Annotated in this window: 10 protein-coding genes; 3 read left to right on the forward strand and 7 right to left on the reverse strand. The window is 22.4% G+C overall.

The window, feature by feature from the left end; all coding sequences use genetic code 4:
• Window positions 1-5 precede the first annotated feature (5 nt).
• Both ACXX88_RS01965 and ACXX88_RS01970 read right to left on the reverse strand, forming a co-directional pair.
• Window positions 6-2,291 carry a DEAD/DEAH box helicase family protein gene (locus tag ACXX88_RS01965; RefSeq protein WP_458559428.1) on the reverse strand — a complete coding sequence of 762 codons (2,286 nt, stop codon included), beginning with the start codon at window positions 2,289-2,291 and terminating at the stop codon, window positions 6-8.
• 2 nt (window positions 2,292-2,293) lie between these two features.
• The gene (locus ACXX88_RS01970; protein WP_458559429.1) at window positions 2,294-4,054 is read right to left on the reverse strand and encodes a site-specific DNA-methyltransferase; all 1,761 of its coding nucleotides are present in this window, start codon (window positions 4,052-4,054) and stop codon (window positions 2,294-2,296) included.
• Window positions 4,055-4,183: 129 nt separating this feature from the next.
• Between ACXX88_RS01970 and ACXX88_RS01975 the strand changes: the two genes are divergently transcribed.
• Both ACXX88_RS01975 and ACXX88_RS01980 read left to right on the forward strand, forming a co-directional pair.
• A complete protein-coding gene (locus tag ACXX88_RS01975; protein ID WP_458559430.1) occupies window positions 4,184-4,807 on the forward strand; it encodes a hypothetical protein in 624 nt (207 codons plus the stop codon).
• 382 nt (window positions 4,808-5,189) lie between these two features.
• Window positions 5,190-6,176, forward strand: a complete 987-nt coding sequence (locus ACXX88_RS01980) for a hypothetical protein (protein WP_436358417.1) — start codon at window positions 5,190-5,192, stop codon at window positions 6,174-6,176.
• Between the two features lie 60 nt (window positions 6,177-6,236).
• Here ACXX88_RS01980 and ACXX88_RS01985 read toward each other — a convergent pair whose 3' ends face one another.
• The 5 genes from ACXX88_RS01985 to ACXX88_RS02005 form a co-directional block, all read right to left on the reverse strand.
• Window positions 6,237-11,216, reverse strand: coding sequence for an MGA_1079 family surface serine endopeptidase (locus ACXX88_RS01985; RefSeq protein ID WP_458559431.1), 4,980 nt, complete (start codon window positions 11,214-11,216; stop codon window positions 6,237-6,239).
• Between the two features lie 7 nt (window positions 11,217-11,223).
• Complete coding sequence (locus ACXX88_RS01990; RefSeq protein ID WP_458559432.1) at window positions 11,224-12,531, reverse strand: discoidin domain-containing protein; 1,308 nt, start codon at window positions 12,529-12,531, stop codon at window positions 11,224-11,226.
• A gap of 8 nt (window positions 12,532-12,539) precedes the next feature.
• Window positions 12,540-14,264: a Na/Pi cotransporter family protein gene (locus tag ACXX88_RS01995; RefSeq protein WP_458559433.1), complete on the reverse strand. Its 1,725-nt coding sequence runs from the start codon at window positions 14,262-14,264 to the stop codon at window positions 12,540-12,542.
• A 15-nt stretch (window positions 14,265-14,279) separates the two neighbouring features.
• Window positions 14,280-15,614 (reverse strand): signal recognition particle protein, encoded by a 1,335-nt coding sequence (gene ffh / locus ACXX88_RS02000; protein WP_436358421.1) that lies wholly within the window; start codon window positions 15,612-15,614, stop codon window positions 14,280-14,282.
• A gap of 107 nt (window positions 15,615-15,721) precedes the next feature.
• Window positions 15,722-16,435, reverse strand: coding sequence for a R.Pab1 family restriction endonuclease (locus ACXX88_RS02005; RefSeq protein ID WP_458559434.1), 714 nt, complete (start codon window positions 16,433-16,435; stop codon window positions 15,722-15,724).
• A 37-nt stretch (window positions 16,436-16,472) separates the two neighbouring features.
• Here ACXX88_RS02005 and ACXX88_RS02010 point away from each other — a divergent pair, with 37 nt between their 5' ends.
• Window positions 16,473-17,666, forward strand: a complete 1,194-nt coding sequence (locus ACXX88_RS02010; RefSeq protein ID WP_458559435.1) for a methyltransferase — start codon at window positions 16,473-16,475, stop codon at window positions 17,664-17,666.
• Window positions 17,667-17,836: the final 170 nt, after the last annotated feature.

Raw genomic sequence — 17,836 nt, forward strand, 5'->3', positions numbered from 1 at the left:
CATAACTATCTATTTTTTTCTATCATTTTTTCAATTTCAATTCAAGATTCATCATTAATGTCACTGGAATAAATAGTATTATTAATAAAAAGTTTGAAATCGTTTTTATGCTGTTTTTCCTTTATAAAAGCAAAATTGTATTTATTTTTTAAACAATATTTTTTTAATTGATTAAACATTGCTTTTGAATCTTCTTCTTTATTGAAATTATCTTTTTCTATTTTTATTAAATAAATGTTTTTGTTTTGAGTTCTAATTATATAATCAATATGTAAAATTTTTTTCTTATGAGATGAATTATAATAAATTATTGAAAAATTAGAATAACCTTTATTTCCTACTCTATAAACATCTTTTATAAAATTTTGATTATTTTCACACCAAATTTCAAAATTCATTTCTGCTCTTGAACGCAGTTTTTCACTATCAATCATAGCTAATGAATAATTTTTATAAACATTTGTTGTTAATATTTTATTTTCTTTTTCATAGTTTATAAATGAATAATATTCTTCTTTAGGAATTTTAAATTCAACTTCTTTAACTTCTAAAAGGGAATTTTGTAATATTTTAGTTTCTTCAAATCTTTTAAATATTTCCAGTAATTTTTCAAAATTATTAATTATAAATGAATAGAATTCTTTATTATTTAAAGACAATATTTTTTTATCTTTTTTACTTTTTAATCTAAATAATGAAGATTTTTTAAATAACTTATGCAAAATAGTTTCTTTTAAATCTTCATAAGAAAGGTTAAGAGGATTTTTTAATTGATCTATACTTTTCATTAAAATTCTTCCATGATCACTTGTGCTTACATCTACTTCATTAGTGTATTCACTAACATTTTCAAAAGGATTTTCCTGTAAATTATTAATCTTTCCTTGTAAAAAACTTGTAATTATTTTTTCATTTATTATAAATCCATTTTGTTCTAGAATTTCTTTATTTTTTTCAAATTCATTAATTTTAAGATTATATTTTATTAAAAAATACTCTCTGATTTCTTCTAATAATGTTTTATTTTCATTGTAAGCATAATTTTTGTTTGGAATTTGTTTTAATAATGTGATATCCTTAGCATCTTCTCTTAAAAATAATTTTTCAGCTTCAAATCCACCAACTAAAATCGCTTCATTCTTAAACTTTGCATCGTATGTAAATAAATAGGAATAATCTAATATTTCATTATTATAATGATGAGCTTCTGGCATTCTTCTAATTCGTCCTAGTGTTTGAATTTCAAATTTTTCACTCATATTATCACGTAATTTAACTAAAATTTTTGCCCTCGGGCAGTCTCAACCTGTTGCTATTGCTTGTTTGAATAATAAAAAAGAAACTTCATTATTATTTTTAACTATTTCATCAGAAACTAAATTGATTTTACTAAGTTTTTTTATTTTTTTGCTTCCCTCAGTTTCTAAATCTCTTTCTGAAAACCAAGAAGCCACTTTTCCATTTTCATAATTAAAACCTAAATTATTTAAAATTTCTTCTACTTGTGAAATTAAATTATCATTTAAATTAGGAAATTGTATTAACACTAATGGATTAATGTCAAGATTCATTTTTTGATATTCTGTAATTATATTTTTTCTTATTTGATTTGAATTTTCAATTAAATATTTTGTTTCAAAAGATATATTGTTACCTTTATTTTTTTCAAGATCTTTATTAATAAAAATTCCTTTTGTTATTAAACCTTCTTCAACAACATCACTTTCACTAATAATTATTTCTTGATAATTATTTGATCTTTTTATAGGTGTTGCTGAAACTCTGATTTCACTTTTTGGAGAAATTGATTCAATAATAAAATTAGCTTTTAGTGTGTTATTATTGTGTTCTTCATCAATAATAACTATAAAATTATAGTTTTTCAACTTAGCTTCATTTATTCTATCAAAAAAGTTATTTTTTTCAGTTTGTGCAACAGCAACATTCATTTTATTTGTAATTTTTTCTCAATTTATAAAGTATATTCCTTTATTTTTAAAACCATTTAGTAAAACATCATCCAAATCTCCAGAAATCATTTCTGGAAAACTTTTTCTCAGTTTATTAAAAGATTGTACTTCCAATTCCCCTTTTCCAGGTGTTAATCAAATAAAAATAAAATTATCAGTATTTGAAATAAATTGCTTAATATATTCAAATAAAATTATTGTTTTACCTGAACCAGTTGGTGCTTGTAAAATAATTTTATTTATTGTGCTGTCATTGATGGTTGAAAATGTTTTTTCAAATATTTTTTGAGCTGCTTTTATTTGAAATTCTTTCAGTTTCATAATTAATAACCTCTTATCTTTTTAAGTTCTTCAAAGTAATATTTATAAGGGATTTTGAAAAGTGATATTTTCTTTTTTTCAATTTCTTTTTGTTGTTCTAAATTTAACTCTACTTCAGTATTTATAAACAATTTTCCTTTATTTTTGATTATTTTTAAAGCAGTTTCTATTTCTTCTTCATTGTTTATAAAATACATTTCTTCATTGTTAATTTCATTTAAATATTCTAGTTCTAGAAGCAATTTAGAACTATTGATTAATAATTCTTCTATTTCAAATTCTTCTTTTTCTACTTGTGCAAAATTTATAGTTTTAACTTCTAAATACTTTAAATTAAATTCTAAACCATTTGAATATTTTTCACCATTTTCTTTGAATCCTGTTATAACAGTTTTTATTCTTGAGAAAGTTATATTTCTAGATATGTTATTTTCATTATTTGTGCATAAAATAAATTTTCTCTTACCATTATCTTCTTTATTTAATTCCATTACTGCTTGTGCAGTAGTTCCACTACCAGCAAAAAAGTCTAAAACTATTGAATTTTTATTGAAAAATCTTAATATATATTTTATTAAACTAACAGGTTTGGGATTATTAAAGTTTTTATTAATCAATATTTTATTTATTTCTTTTATACCTTCTTTAGTATTTTCAATTACCGATTTTGCCACTTCCATTTCAGAATCTGATAAAAACCTTTTGAAACGTGGTGTTTTAGTTTCATCATCATAAAAATAAATGCGATTATTTTTTAAATGTTCTTCCATAGTTTTTAAACTATATCTTCATCCTGTTTTTGGATTTTTGCATTCTTTTTTCGTAATTGGGTGAATAATTTTATAATTATTTTTTTCACTTAAAACAGGAGAAGAAGTATTATCCAAAGCAAAAACTTTAAAAATTCAATTTGTTTTTGTTAAATATTCTTTTTCAACTTTATTATAATTTGAAATTCCTTTTAATTGGGGATTCTCTTTATAAAAAGATTTTAATAGTTGTTCTGCTTCTGAAATTTCTAAATTTTGTTTTTTAGCATATTGAAGTAAATTTTGCACTTCTAAAAAACCCGGTTTAGTTATTTTAAAGAAATTTTCTCTTTCTAAAATTTCTCTATTTTTACTATAACACAAAATGTATTCATGATTAGTTGATGTTGTTTTAGAATTGTTTTTGGTTGAATTTTTAATTCAAACAAAATTTTCTATAAAATTAAATTCTCCAAAAATTTGGTCGCATAAAATTTTTAAATGAGCAAACTCGTTTTCATCTATGCTAATCAAAATTACTCCGTTATCCGCTAATAATTCACGAGCTAATTTTAATCTTTTATTCATAAAAGATAATCATTTAGAATGTGGGAATTTATCATTTGCATCAACATAATTATCATTATAAATAAAATCTTTATTTTTAGTGTTATAAGGTGGATCGATATAAATAACTTCAATTTTATTTTTATGAGTTTTCAAAAGTAAATTTAAGGTTAATAGATTTTCACCTTCTATTAGAAAATTTAATGACTTTTCTTTGGAATTAATTATCTTATTTGCTTTATTTTCCTGCAAATAAAGAATATTTGACTTTAAAATGTTATCTACATTTTCTTTTTGCTCTTCTCAAATTAAACCAAATTTTTTTTGACTTAATTCTTTTAACAATAAATTAAGTTGAATTAATCTTTTTTCATCTCTAGTTTCGCTTTTTATTTCTTTTATTAATTCTATAAATTCTTCTTGTTTTGCTTTTGAATAATTACTCATTTTTACTTCCTTTTATTTTCTTTATTATAAATTAAATTTTACTATAAGTTATTGTTTTCTTTATTTGAAAAACTAAAAAATAAAGGAGTATAATTAAAATATAACAATATTATTAAATAAGGAGAGACTATGCTTATACCAGCACAAATAATAGATTTAATAAATAAAAATGGACCAGACTTACCACCAATTTATATTAAAAAAGTTTTAAATGATTATAAATTTTATCAATATAAAGATGAAATAGAATTTTGAGAATGAAATTCTCTAAAAAGAGATTTATCCGATTATTTATCACATATGATATTAAAAGCAGATTACAACAGAGAAAAAGTTGCTAGCTTTTTTTCAACTTCATCTGATAATATAGGTTGATTTTCAGAATCAGTAATACCCGGAGATCCTATATGAGATAAAACTAAAATTTTTTCAGGAATTCTTAGTGGAGTTTTTGAAGGAATAAGTCAAATAATAGAAGCATCTAATTTTATAGATGAAAGAACAAGAGAAAAAGTATATGAAATTTCTTTTTTAATCTCAACTAATGGTGATTTAGACAAAATTAAAAACGATTTAAGTGACTTATTAAATATAATTGATAGTTTGCCTTTCTATCACAGAACAGGACCAAATGGACCAATAATGTATAATAAGATTAAAAATATGATCAATTCAATTAACTCAATAAAAGAAACTGCAATTAAAAGATATATAAACAAAATAAATGGAACAGAAAGAAAATTCATTGAATAATGAAAATCTATTTTGATAAAAAGAATGGTTATTTATTTTATACAGAAATAATTAATGAAAATAACAGTTTTTTAAAAGTTATAGCCAAATTTTTGATTTACCTTTATTTAATTATTTTTACCTTAATTTCTTTTTTTTATATTGATTTTATTTACAATAATTTGTTTTTTGGAATTGTCTATAACTTAATTTTTTTATTCAGTTATTTTAGTGGAATTATTTTATTTTTATTTTTCATTTTAGGTTTTTTAAGAACTTTAAACATTATTATTATCAAATTAATGCTTAAAAGAAATAAAAAATTTAGTAATTTTAAAATATTTATTTTAACTAAATATTACTTTTTTTTACATTTTAAATTTAAAAATGGGAGACAACTTTTATGAACAAAACAAAATACTTTATAAAAAGAGAAATAGAAAAAATAAGTGCAATTACTTCCTTTAAATATCTTATTATTAAAATCTTATTTTCTTTTCTAATTACAAGTTATTGTATTTTAATATCTTCTGCCTTATCACTAAATTTTTCTTTCATTTATGACAAAATTTCAAAATACTATCAAAACCAAGAAACAATTGAAAAAATTTTATTTTACTTAAAAATTTTATTTATTATTTTTTCCGTTTATTTTTCATTAAAACTAGTTAAGAATATTTCGGAATATTATTTACTATATTATTATAACAACTATTTTGTTATGAATTATTGTATGATATTTTTAATAATTATAAATATTTCTAAACTTAATTTTTTTAAAAGTTTTAAATTGATTCAAATTTATTTTAATTTTCAAAAAATTTCATTTATAATTGAAAAACTAAAAAATAAAAATTTAGTTATTATCAATGATCTAGCAGAATATATACTAACAAATGACTACTCCTTAATTAACAAAATAAGTTTAATATCCACAGTCCCTATTAATGAATTAAAATTAGAACAAAATTTTAATAAAATTCTATATAAAGATAATGAAACAATTCGAGGAATAATAAATAAAGTCAATATTGAAATTATCTTTAATAATGATACTATTAAAGAATTTCAAACAAAAAGTAATGGTTTTATAATTTCAAATAAATATTGAAATCTTTTTGAAAACATTTTTAATTTAATATATAAACAAAAAATTCAAAGTGAAAAAGAATCTTTTAAACTATTAAAAACCATTGATAATTTTATTTTTTCTATTGAATTTGAAAAAGATATTCTAGATGAAACTTTTAACAAACTCAAACTATCTAAAAATTATAAAAATACGGAAAATTTACAGGAAAATAACAAAAAAATGCTTTTAAAAACTTTAAATAATGCTGTATTTATTGAAAATAAATTAATTATTAAACAACTAATTGAAAATTTTTAATTTTGAATATTTAACCTAAAAATCATTTATAAAAAGCAATGAAGTTTTTCTTCATTGCATTTATTCTTTTATTTCTTTTCAGAATCAAGGGAGTGCAAAAGAATTAGGATCTTTAGCATTTGCTCTTGCTATTTGAGCACCAAAAGAACCTGTGTTCTTTAAGCTTAATGGATTTTCGTTATTTCAGTTAATACCAAAATAATTAAAATCTGTTGTATCATAACGGAACCCATCAGATCATGCTCCACCAGAACCAGATGTTCAAAGTGCTATAAAACTATTGTCATCTGTAAATATTCCAGAACCAGAATTCCCTGTTCCAAAATATAAAGGTGCAAAATTAGGTGTTTGTGTAAATCTAACATTATCTCTACCTATTGTCGGTCTATGATTTACATATCCTGTTTTAGTTCCTCAAACAGGAAAACCTAAATGAGCTGTATCTCTAATTGTAGGAACAAACATTTCACTTTGTTTATAATTTGCATCAAATTTTAAATCAGGAATTTTAAAAAGATTTTCTAAATGTTTCGCAAGTCCCATTCTTCCATCTCTTTTTGTTTGTTTTAAAAGTGCTTTTAAATCAATAATAGTTACTGCTGCATCATATGCGGCTTTAGATGTACCATTTTTACCTATTTGACTTTTATCTCATCCACCAACTCATATAATTTTGGATGGAACTTTACTAAATCCAACATCATTTTCGGTGGCATTATATCTATATCCTGGATTAATATAATTTTTGTATTTATCACTTGCAATTAAGAAAGTTCTATTTATTTTAGGTTGATAAGGAAGGTTATCACCTGTAATTTGACTTAAACTACCTACTTCTCTATCTACGTGTTGATTTGTTAACACATAAAATCTAGCATCATTTGGATCATTATTAACTTTTCCTATAATTGAACCAGAAGCAAAATAATATTTACCTGCAATATCTGCAGCATACTTTACAACTCTTGATTTTACAGTATTCACAAGTTTTCAATCATATCATTCGTGTCTAATTCATTCTTTATCTGGTTTATATCCTTCATGAATTTTATAAATTACATTTTGATTTGGATTATAAACACTGTAATCTGAATCAATATTTTCATCATTATAATGTAAAATTGGTTGTTGCTGTAAATCATAATTTACATGTTCATAATTATATTGATTAGTTTTGTAATCGCTAAAATGTTCCTTTTGATTGCTATTTGTATATTTCATTACTATTTTTGCTGGTGCAAAATTTAAAATAAAAGCTCTTGAAGGAGAAAAGTTAACATCATTTGGTTGTGTATAAGTTGTATCAATAATAATTTTGTATTCAGGATTTTTTAGTTTTAAAGTAAAGGAAATTCCTGTATTTTCGTCATACTGAGCACTTAAAATATATTCCACTGGTGGCACTTGAATTCAAGTTCTTCCTTTTGGAAATTTATAACCACCAACAACACCTTCTTTAATAACTAATTTACCTATTACTAACTCTTCAAAATCAAAATCAAACTTAGGAACTTTAGATTCATTTCTTACTCTATCATCTTTGTCATTATCAACTGATAAAACATTTCCAAATAAAGTTAATTTAAAACTTCTGTTTTTTGCTCCTGATGCAAGAAAAGTTTTTTCAATATACTGTTTTTTTAGTACTCAAGATGCAACGTTGGTTTTAGGATCTAAAGTTCAAATTAAATCTTTTCAAAAAGGTTCTAATTCTCTTTCTCTTTCAACTTCATTTTCTGAATAAAAGACTGTATTTAGTTTGTTATTATCAAATGTAAGTTTATTAGTTCCTTCATTAGTGATAATCTTTTTAAATCCGCTAATTTTGTATCAAACATCACTGTTAATAACTGAATCATCTTTTTTATAAAAGGCAAATCTAACAAATGCGAAATCATCATTTGCATTTTGAATTTCTGAAATTTTAAAGCGATTTTTAGGTAAAGAAAAATTATTATATTCTATTTCATCGCCAGGATAGTTTAAAGTAACAATTCTATTTAATTCATCCAAATTATTTCTATAATAAGTTACATCATGTTCTTTTAATTGCTCTTTATTAACGTTGATATCTGATAAAGTTATTTTGTTTAAAATAACTGCAGGATAAAGTTCCTGTTGATAATCATTTACAACATTATCTAACACATATTCCTGTTCATTAGTAAATCTTTTGGTATTATCTAAAATATTAATAAATCCAATTTTAAATGATAATGATCACTTATTTATTTGTTTTATATCATAAAAATAATAAAAGTATTTAGTTAATAAATCATTTAAGTTTGCAGTACTTTTAACAATTCCACTTTTAGTAATTAATTTAGCATCTAAAGGTACAAATCAGTCATTATCATAACTTTGTCCAACTAAAGCAGAATCATCAGTTGCATTTGCTAATTTGAAAAAGTAATTCATTTTTTCTAGATGATTTTGGAAAAGAAAATCTTTTATATTAAATGCTCTATACAAGGTAACATCTCCTTGTCTAACTGCTTTTCCTTGAACTTTTCTATGTTGAAAATTAGTTTCATTAATTTTATTGATTTCTGTTTTGAAATTTTCTTCTATTTCACTGTAATTTCCTTTAAAATCGGCTGCTGTAAATTGTTTACCATTGATTGGTTTTATTGCTTCATAAGTAAAATGTCTAAAGAAATCAACTGTTTTTATATATCTTGATTTATTTTCAGGTAAAGGTGCTTTTTGTCCATCTATTTTGTATCAAAAGAAAACATTTGCGTCTCCACCTCTAGCAGTGTCTCTAATTTGTTTTATATTATTATAACTTTCAACATTTTCTACATAAATTTCATATCTACCATATTTAGGTAAAATATAAGAATTTTCAATTGCTATTTTTGCATCTTTTGAATAATAGTCTGTGTGAGTTTTTCTTACACCATCTTTAAATTGAAATTCTTCTAATAAATCACCAACCGGTCCACTTAAAAGTTGTAAAATTTTGTTTTTGTTTACTTCATCATCTTTTTCGGTGTTTTCATTTTCAAATTCTACTGCTTTTAAAGAAGTGAGATTAAAATTTTTTATAACTTGCTTATTAAATAAAATATTTACTGTTGCTTGCAATTTATTTGTGTTATTTTCTAAACTAAAATTAGGCACTATATCATAACTAAAGAAATTCGAAATACCCTGTTTTTTCTTTATTAAATACTTTTTATATGTTTCATTTTCAAGAAATTCTCTAAATTTAATTTTAGATAATTCAAAGTAGTTAATATCGTAAATTTCATCTAAATTTGCAATAGATATATTATTTATAATAGGTGTAATATTTTTAGCAGAAAAATCAATTTCTTTTCTTATTGTTGTGTGCAAATTAGAATCAGTTTTTGCAACAGCATCTATTGTTACAACAAGAATATTTCTATTATCTTCTTTTAGTTGTAAATTGGAAATTGTGTAATCGATAAAATCTGTATCTAATGCTCCAAAATATAAATTTGCATTTTTTAAGTTAATAGAACCAGAGTATAAATATTGTTTTAAATCAAACTTTTCTGTATTAGAATTTAATTGAAAATTACTTAAATTTGCATTTGCTTCTCTATTGAAAATAGTTTGCAAATCATCATTTGTTGTATCGGTTGCATTTTTTATTTCATTTAATTTTGAAATAAATTGATCTGCTTTATCTATTGATTTAGTGAGATCAAAAATATCTACATCTAACAATTCATTATTTTTAATAAATGAATCAAGTTTTATTTTTTCTTTTAAAAAATTAAATTGTTTTTGTCCTGATAAACTATTGTTTGAAATTCCATTTTCAAATTCTAAAATTAGTGTTTTTAAATTTTCTATTTTAGAAAAAAGTTGTTCTAAAGCATTTTTAAAATTATCTATTTCTTGCTTAGTTTTTATTAATTTTACATTTTGAATTAACTCTTTTTTAAAATTATTTTCAATTTTAGAATTATTTAAATATTCGATTAATTTCTCTTTTGAAATATCGAAATCATTTTTTAGAGAATTGATTTTATTTAATAATTGTTCATAATCTTCAATAGTTTTAATTTCGTTATTTCTGTTGATAAAAAATTGTTTTTGATCATCTGTTAAAAAAGCAAATTCTTTTATTTCTTCCGTAAATTTGGTTTTCTTATAATGTAAATAGGACTCATTTAAATTTTTTGATTTTATATAATTTTTAAAATTTAATGATAAATAATCAATATGATTTTGCAAATCATCTACTGTCTTAAAAGATAAGATTTTCTCTTCAGAAAACCCTTGTTCTATAGTATTTGAAAAAGTGGATCAATCTTCAATTCTTAAAGATCAATTTTCTTTGTAAAAAGAGAAATCATCCAATAGTTCTTTAATATTTTTATCAACTTTTTCTAACTTATTATAGTATTCTTGATAATCAAAATTTTCCTTATTAAATTCAAATTTAAAATTCTTATTGTTAAATTTATAAATGGAAGGATTACTGAAATTTGTATCATTTATTTTTGTAGCAAAATTAGTAATTTCACTATTTAATTTTTTATTTTCATCATCAATTATAGGTAAATTTTGAATTATACTTTTTAGTTCATTAGTTTTTTCTTTAAAGTTAAAATTTTCAAACTTGGTTTTTAAAATTTCTTTAAAGATTTCATCCTTAAAATTAATAATTTTATTATTTTTATTAAATAATATTTCTTTTTTGACAGAAAAAAGATGATTTAACTCTTCAAAAGACATTTGGGCAAATTTATTATATTCATTAACAAAAGATTTAAGTTCATTGATTTGCTCTTCTCTTTTATTTAAATCTTTTTCTTTTGTATTTAAAAATCAACTATAAAAATTTCTTAAGGGTTCATCTATTTTATAATTGGGTTGTTTAAGAATAAAACTTTTTAAATTTAGATTTTGTTCATTATATTTTCTATTGTAATCTTTAGTTTCAATATTGTTATTATTATATAAAATAAGTGATGTTGCAGTTCCTATTAGAATACTTGAACCAATAAGAGAAGTGCTTATTCAAAAAATTGCTGCTTTCTTTTTTTTATTTTTTTCCATATTTCCCTTATTTTTTAGATAAATTTAGTTTATATATAGTTGTATTATTGTTTTCATCTGTAACTAAAATTTTAAATACAGATTTAATTTTTGTATTGTTTTTAATGTTAACTTCAGATAAAACTTCCTTAATTTGAATTCTTAAATTTTCTTGATTAGGAACTGAAATGTTTAGTTGTTCCAAATTAGGTAATTCGATATCATAACTAGTTTTAAAAGAATTAAAATTCTCGATAGGTTTATTATTTATTAAAACAGATTTTAAAAAACTTGAATTAGAATTTTGAGTTAAAATTTTTAAACTATTTTTTACTCAAAATTGAAAATCTGTAATTCCTATCATTGAATCACCACCATTTGCTGTTTTAGCTGAATCTCATGAAAATTTAAATCATCTTGTATTAATAGGATCAAAATTAAAAATGGTTTGATTAGACACATTAACTCCATAAAGTGGGTTTGCTGGAGTTATATCAAATTGACTTCCCTTGTTTTTATCTAAATTTGTAACTTCTGTTCAATTTTCCCCATCGTTAGAATAAGAAAAATAAAAGGTTTCTGGTAATGTGCTTCCGCCCCAACCATTTTTAAATCAATTAATTCTAATTTGAGAAATAGATTTTCTTTCATCTCATTTAAAAACGATTGTTCTGTCTGAAATGGAAGTATGTCTATTGTGGATATCTCTATTGTCTCATCTAGATTCTATACCTTGATCACTATCAAGCATCTTTCAAAAATCATAATTTGCTTGATTAGAAATTTTTGTTGATTTATCATAATCAATTTCTTTTCTGGCACTTAATTCATCAATAGCAGGTAAAACACTTCTTATGTATTCGTCTCCATCTACTTGAGTTCTTGTATAAATTGTTAATTGAGTAGTTAAGGATGGATAATCTTTAATATGTCCTTGAATTGTTGTTGAATAATCAATGAGTATTTTTTCTTCAAAATCAGTGTCTCAAACAACTTCTTTTTCAAAACTAAAATCTGTATTATTTATAATTAAAACAGTTTTTGGTAAATCTTGTTTAGTAATAACTTTTCCTTTATTAAAATAAAGAATTGGTTCTTGAACAATAAAATTAGTTTCTCTACTAACATCATTTACTGTTTCTTTTATTTTAAAAATATCTGAATTTACCTTTGTGTAAATTCCTTCTTTAAAATTTGGATTAGGATTTTTAGGTGGAAATTTTTCTGAATTTATGTCGTCATTGTTGTTGTTGGAATTACATGAAACAACAATCAAAGATGTTGATAATGTTGCTAGTAATAAAGGAAAAAAGATTTTTTTATATTTTTTATTCATAAATATTCCTAGTTATTTAAATCTATAAAATTGGTTCGTTCTTGTTCGGAAATTCTTTTCATTTTAAATCTTGAATTTTTAATATAGTGACTAATTCTTTGGCAGTGATGAGCCATTCTTTCTATTGTTCTAAGTAGAACGCTATAATCGAAATCTTTTTCTAGTTGTTTTCTACCTTCTTCTGTTTTTAATCTTTCAACATTGGATTTTGCAAATTCTAAAGTTAAAATATTTAAATTATTAGACATTTTATCGATAAATTCACTACGTTCTTTTGTTTGTTCTTCAAGTTGAGAAGCGGCATTTTTGATTAAAACAAGCACTAAAGAAACAAGTTCTTTAATTTCTGTAACAATTTCTGGTTCTATGTCAAAGAAAAGTTCGTTTTTTGAGTCATAAATTTTATTTAATTCAATAATTACACTTCGACCTAAACCTATAATTTTATCAATAGAACGGGAAGATAAAATTAAAGATAAATGTGTTTTAGCTTCATTTTTAGTTAAATTATTAGAACTTATTTGAACTAAATAATTGTAAATTAAAGTTCTAGTGTTATCAATTTCTTCTTCAAGTTCAGAATATCTTCTAAGTAATTTTGTATCACCAGTTTCAATATATTTATTTAACAATTCAATTCCTGCTTCTGAAATTTTAGCTTGTGAAAATAAAGCGTTTTTCGCAGCTTTTAAAGCTAAAGAAGCATTTTGTCCTATTAATTCTTCTGGAAGATAAATATCAAATTCAGCTCCAACTCTTTTCTCTTTGATAAGAAAATTTACTAACTTTTCTAAATATTTTATTAATCAGAAAAATATGGAAACTAAAATGAAATTAAAAAGTAAATGTGCAATTGATAATTGAAGAGCTTTTTGATTTGGAACAATTAACTTAATAAAATCGGCATAAAATGTAAAAGGTGATAAAAACGGCAATAAAATCAAGGAGATTGTGAAGTTGGTAAATCCTCAAATTAGTGCTATTTTTTTAGAATTATTATTTTTTGATGTAAATGAAACAATCAATCCTGTTATTGTTGTACCTAAATTAGCGCCAAAAACAAGAGCAATTGCTGAAGGCAGTTGTAATAAGGAATTTGATTCATTGAAAACAACTTGATATAAAGTAACTGTTGCGCTTGATGATTGCAATAAACCAGTTAAAACAAAGGAAAATAGAAAAGATAATCAAGGATTAATTCCTGCAATTCTTAAAGTTTCTTTAAAGAAATCTTCCTTTACTATTTGCTTTGCTGCACCTGACATTATTTTTAAAGAAAAGAATACCATTCCTATCGAAACTAAAATTAAAAAGATATTTACAGCTTTTTCTTTTTTTGTTAAAAGGGAACCAAAAACTCCAAGAAACATAAAAAGAACAAAGTATTCAGTAAATTGAAAACTCGATTGAAATGAAACAATCAGTGAAGTAGTAGCAGTACCGATATTTGCTCCTAAAAGAAAAGCAATTGCAACTCTTAATCCGATAAATTTAGCAGCTAATAACCCCATAATTAGAGCGATCGCACCATCCGAAGACTGAATTAAAGTGGTAATAAGTGCGCCTACCATAAGTGCGATAAAATTATTTTTGGAAATAACTTTAATTATTTTTTTGAATTTACTGTCTCCAATATTTTTTAATGTAGTTGATAGTTTTTTAGTCGCAAAAATAAACAAAGACAAACTGGCTAATGCAAATATAATTGCTAAAGTAGTTGTTTCAAAAATCATATATTAGGAAATTAATTAAAATTTATTAAATATATTTCCTAGTCCTCCCATTCCATTTTTTGACATTTCTTTCATTCTTTTTGAAAGCATTTCAAATTCAGTTAAAAGTTTGTTATAATCTTGAACACTCTTGCCACAACCTTTTAAAATTCTATTTTTTCTTGATGGCATTTTTAATAGTTTAGGATTCTTCCTTTCTTCCATAGTCATTGAAGAAATGATAATTTCATATAATTTAATTTTTTCATCAACTCCTTCAACTTGAGAAAGATCAATATTTTTAGGTAAACCTGGTATTAATTTTATTAATTTAGAAAATTTTCCCATTTTTTTCATTTGATGTAATGAATTTAGTAAATCATCTAAATTGAAATTACCAGCAAGCATTCTTTTACCTAATTTTTCTGCTTTTTCTTTATCAATAACTTCTTCTGCTTTTTCAATTAAAGATAAAACATCTCCCATTCCTAAAATTCTATCTGCCATTCTATCAGGATGGAATAAATCAAAATTATTAGTTTTTTCACCTGTTCCTATAAAAACAATAGGTAAGTTTAATAATTTTGTTAATGAAAATGCAGCACCACCTCTAGCATCTGAGTCTAATTTAGTTATAATGGAACCTGTTAATTTTAAATAATCATTAAATGTTTGAGCAACATTAATAATATCTTGTCCAGATAAGGCATCTGCAACAAAAAATATTTCACTTGGTTTTACTATTTCTTTAACATCAACAAGTTCATTCATTAAATTTTCATCAATAGATAAACGTCCAGCGGTATCTATAACTACAAAATCATAATATTCATCCTTAGCTTTTTGAATTCCGTTTTTTACTATATTTTGGACGTTAGCATCATTTTCAAAATAAACATCAACATTCAATTGTTTACCAAGAACTTTTAATTGTTCTATAGCAGCAGGACGATAAATATCTGCAGCAATCATTAATGGTTTTTTAATCATTTTTTTTCTTAAAAAATAACTAACTAATTTTGCTGTAGAAGTAGTTTTACCAGATCCTTGTAACCCAGTCATCATTATGATTGTTCTTGTTTGATCTAATTTTATTTCCTTTGTTTTTCCACCAAGGATTTTAGTTAATTCATCATTAACAATTTTAATCATTTGTTGTCCTGGATTTAATTTACCAATTATTTCAGAACCAATTGCTTTTTCTTTAACTTCTTTAATAAAATCTTTTACAACAAGTAAGTTAACGTCAGCTTCTAAAAGTGCTAATTTAATTTCTCTTGTAATTTCTAATAAATCTTCTTCTTTTAAAGTTGTTTTTGAGCTAGCTTTTTGCATAGCTTTTTGTAATCTTTTCCCTAAAAAATCTAACATATTGCTTAATTATATAATAATTAATACCGTTTTTAGTAATATTGATAAAATATTTTAAAATTTTATTTTTTATTTGTTTTTTTAATCAAAAATTCATATTTTCAAAATTAAATGTTTTCTTTTAAGAATGACAAAATATTCAAAATATCTGTTTTATGTTTTGTTGAGCATAAAGCAAATATTTTTACTACAGTCATGAAAACTGTAACTATTTCTTTATTTAAAATTAGTTTTAATTCTGTTAAATGTTTAGAAGTTTGACCAAGTAATAACATAGAATTGCTAAATAATGAAATAGGAATATTTAAATAAACCATTGGTTGGAAACCGGATGCGTATTGTTGTTTTTGAATTGATATTTCAATATTAATTCCATTATCAAAAGAATGTAAAAAAGTAGGTAAAACTATATTTTTTTGACTAAAATTTATTTCTTCAATTAATATTTCTTCGGATTTTTGATATTGAATTTTCTTTTCTTCAAAATAAAAGTTATATTTTTTTATTTTTTCAATTAATTTGTTAATATCGATTGTACTAATCATTTTATTTTCTATTAATTCTTTTAATATTCATGATAATCCAAAAAGATTTTTCTTTTTATTTTTATAATTTACAAATTCAAATTCTTTGTTTTGTTCAGCATCTTTATCATAGCTAATTTGTCACTCAAGAAAACAATTATCTTGAAAAAATTCTTTTGTTGTAGCAAATGTTTTAGGAAAATCTATTTCACTTTCTTTGATTTTTCAACGAAATTTTCCTTTATTTTTGGAAGAAAAAAATAATTCTAAAATTCCACTATTATTTTTAATTTTCATAATTAAATTATATTACATAATGTGATAAAATAAAGTAATGAAGCAGATTAATCTTGAAAAAAATATACACTTAGTTGAAAAACAAAAAATTCAACTAGGAAGTTATTATAGTCCTAAAAAAATAGTTCAAATAGCTAAAAAATGGGTTATGGAGGAAATTAAAAATAATCCATTTGACCACATTTTGGATTTAGGTGTTGGTTATGGTTCTTTTATTAATGAATTTCTAGATTCAGAAAGCAATTTTATTGCAACTGATATTGATGAATTCAGTGTTAATTTTATAAAAGAAAATTTCCCTAATATTTCCATTTATAAAGAAAATTCGCTTATAAAAGTAAATAGAAGAAAATATAAAATAGAAGAAAATGAAAAAATTCTTATAATTGGGAATCCACCATATAATGACACTTTAAGTCAATATCAAAAAAATAAAAAAGGTTCTTTTGAAATGGATGAAAATCTTGTTTCAAATGATTTAGGTTTATCATTTTTAAAAATGTATAATGAACTTAAAGCAGATTTAATTTGTGTAATTCACCCACTTTCTTTTCTTATAAAAAAACAAAATTTTAATAAATTAAAATCTTTTTTTCAAAACTATAAACTTGAAAAATCTATGATTTTTTCAAGCAAAGAATTTGAACAACTAAAAAATAAAAAAACTAATGAATTTCCTTTAATTTTATCTTTATATAAAAGACAAAACAATATCGAAACAAATTATGAAGATATCTTAAAATTCAAATTTGATATTTTTAATCATCAAGATTTTTTTATCTTAAATAATTTCAATACAATTGATTCAAAAATACATAAATATCCTTTTAAAACTGAAGAAAAAGACATTTTATATTTTTATACATTAAGAGACATAAACTCATTAATTAGAAATAAAACCTTTTTAAGTAAAAAAATAAACAATGCAATAGCAGTTTCTATAGAAAATTTATATAAATACTGCTGATTAGATTTTTGTAAAAATAATTATTCTAATTTGAAAAATAAATTTTTATACTCTAATCTTAGTCCTTTATATACAGAAATGATTGAAAATGATTCAATAAAAAAAATGTTAGTTTCTTGAAGTTTATTAAATAATCAAACATTTAAAGAATTTGTTCAAAATAATAATTTAGAAGATAAAATTAAAAAATTTTATAATATCAATAATTTAGAAATTAATTTTAAAAAATTAGATAAGATATTTAAATCTACTTTAACTTTGTAAGATTTATTTTCTTTTAATAGACTGTAAATATTAAGAAAAGTCATTAGACTTAACAAAACAAGTCTTCCTTTTATAAAGTTTGATATATTATCCCGTCTTTCCCAGTTGACGGGATTTTTTTTCTTTTTCTTACATATTTAATACTATGTATTAAAAAAAATATTTTTTTC

The organism is Mycoplasma sp. 5370 (genome assembly GCF_054343435.1).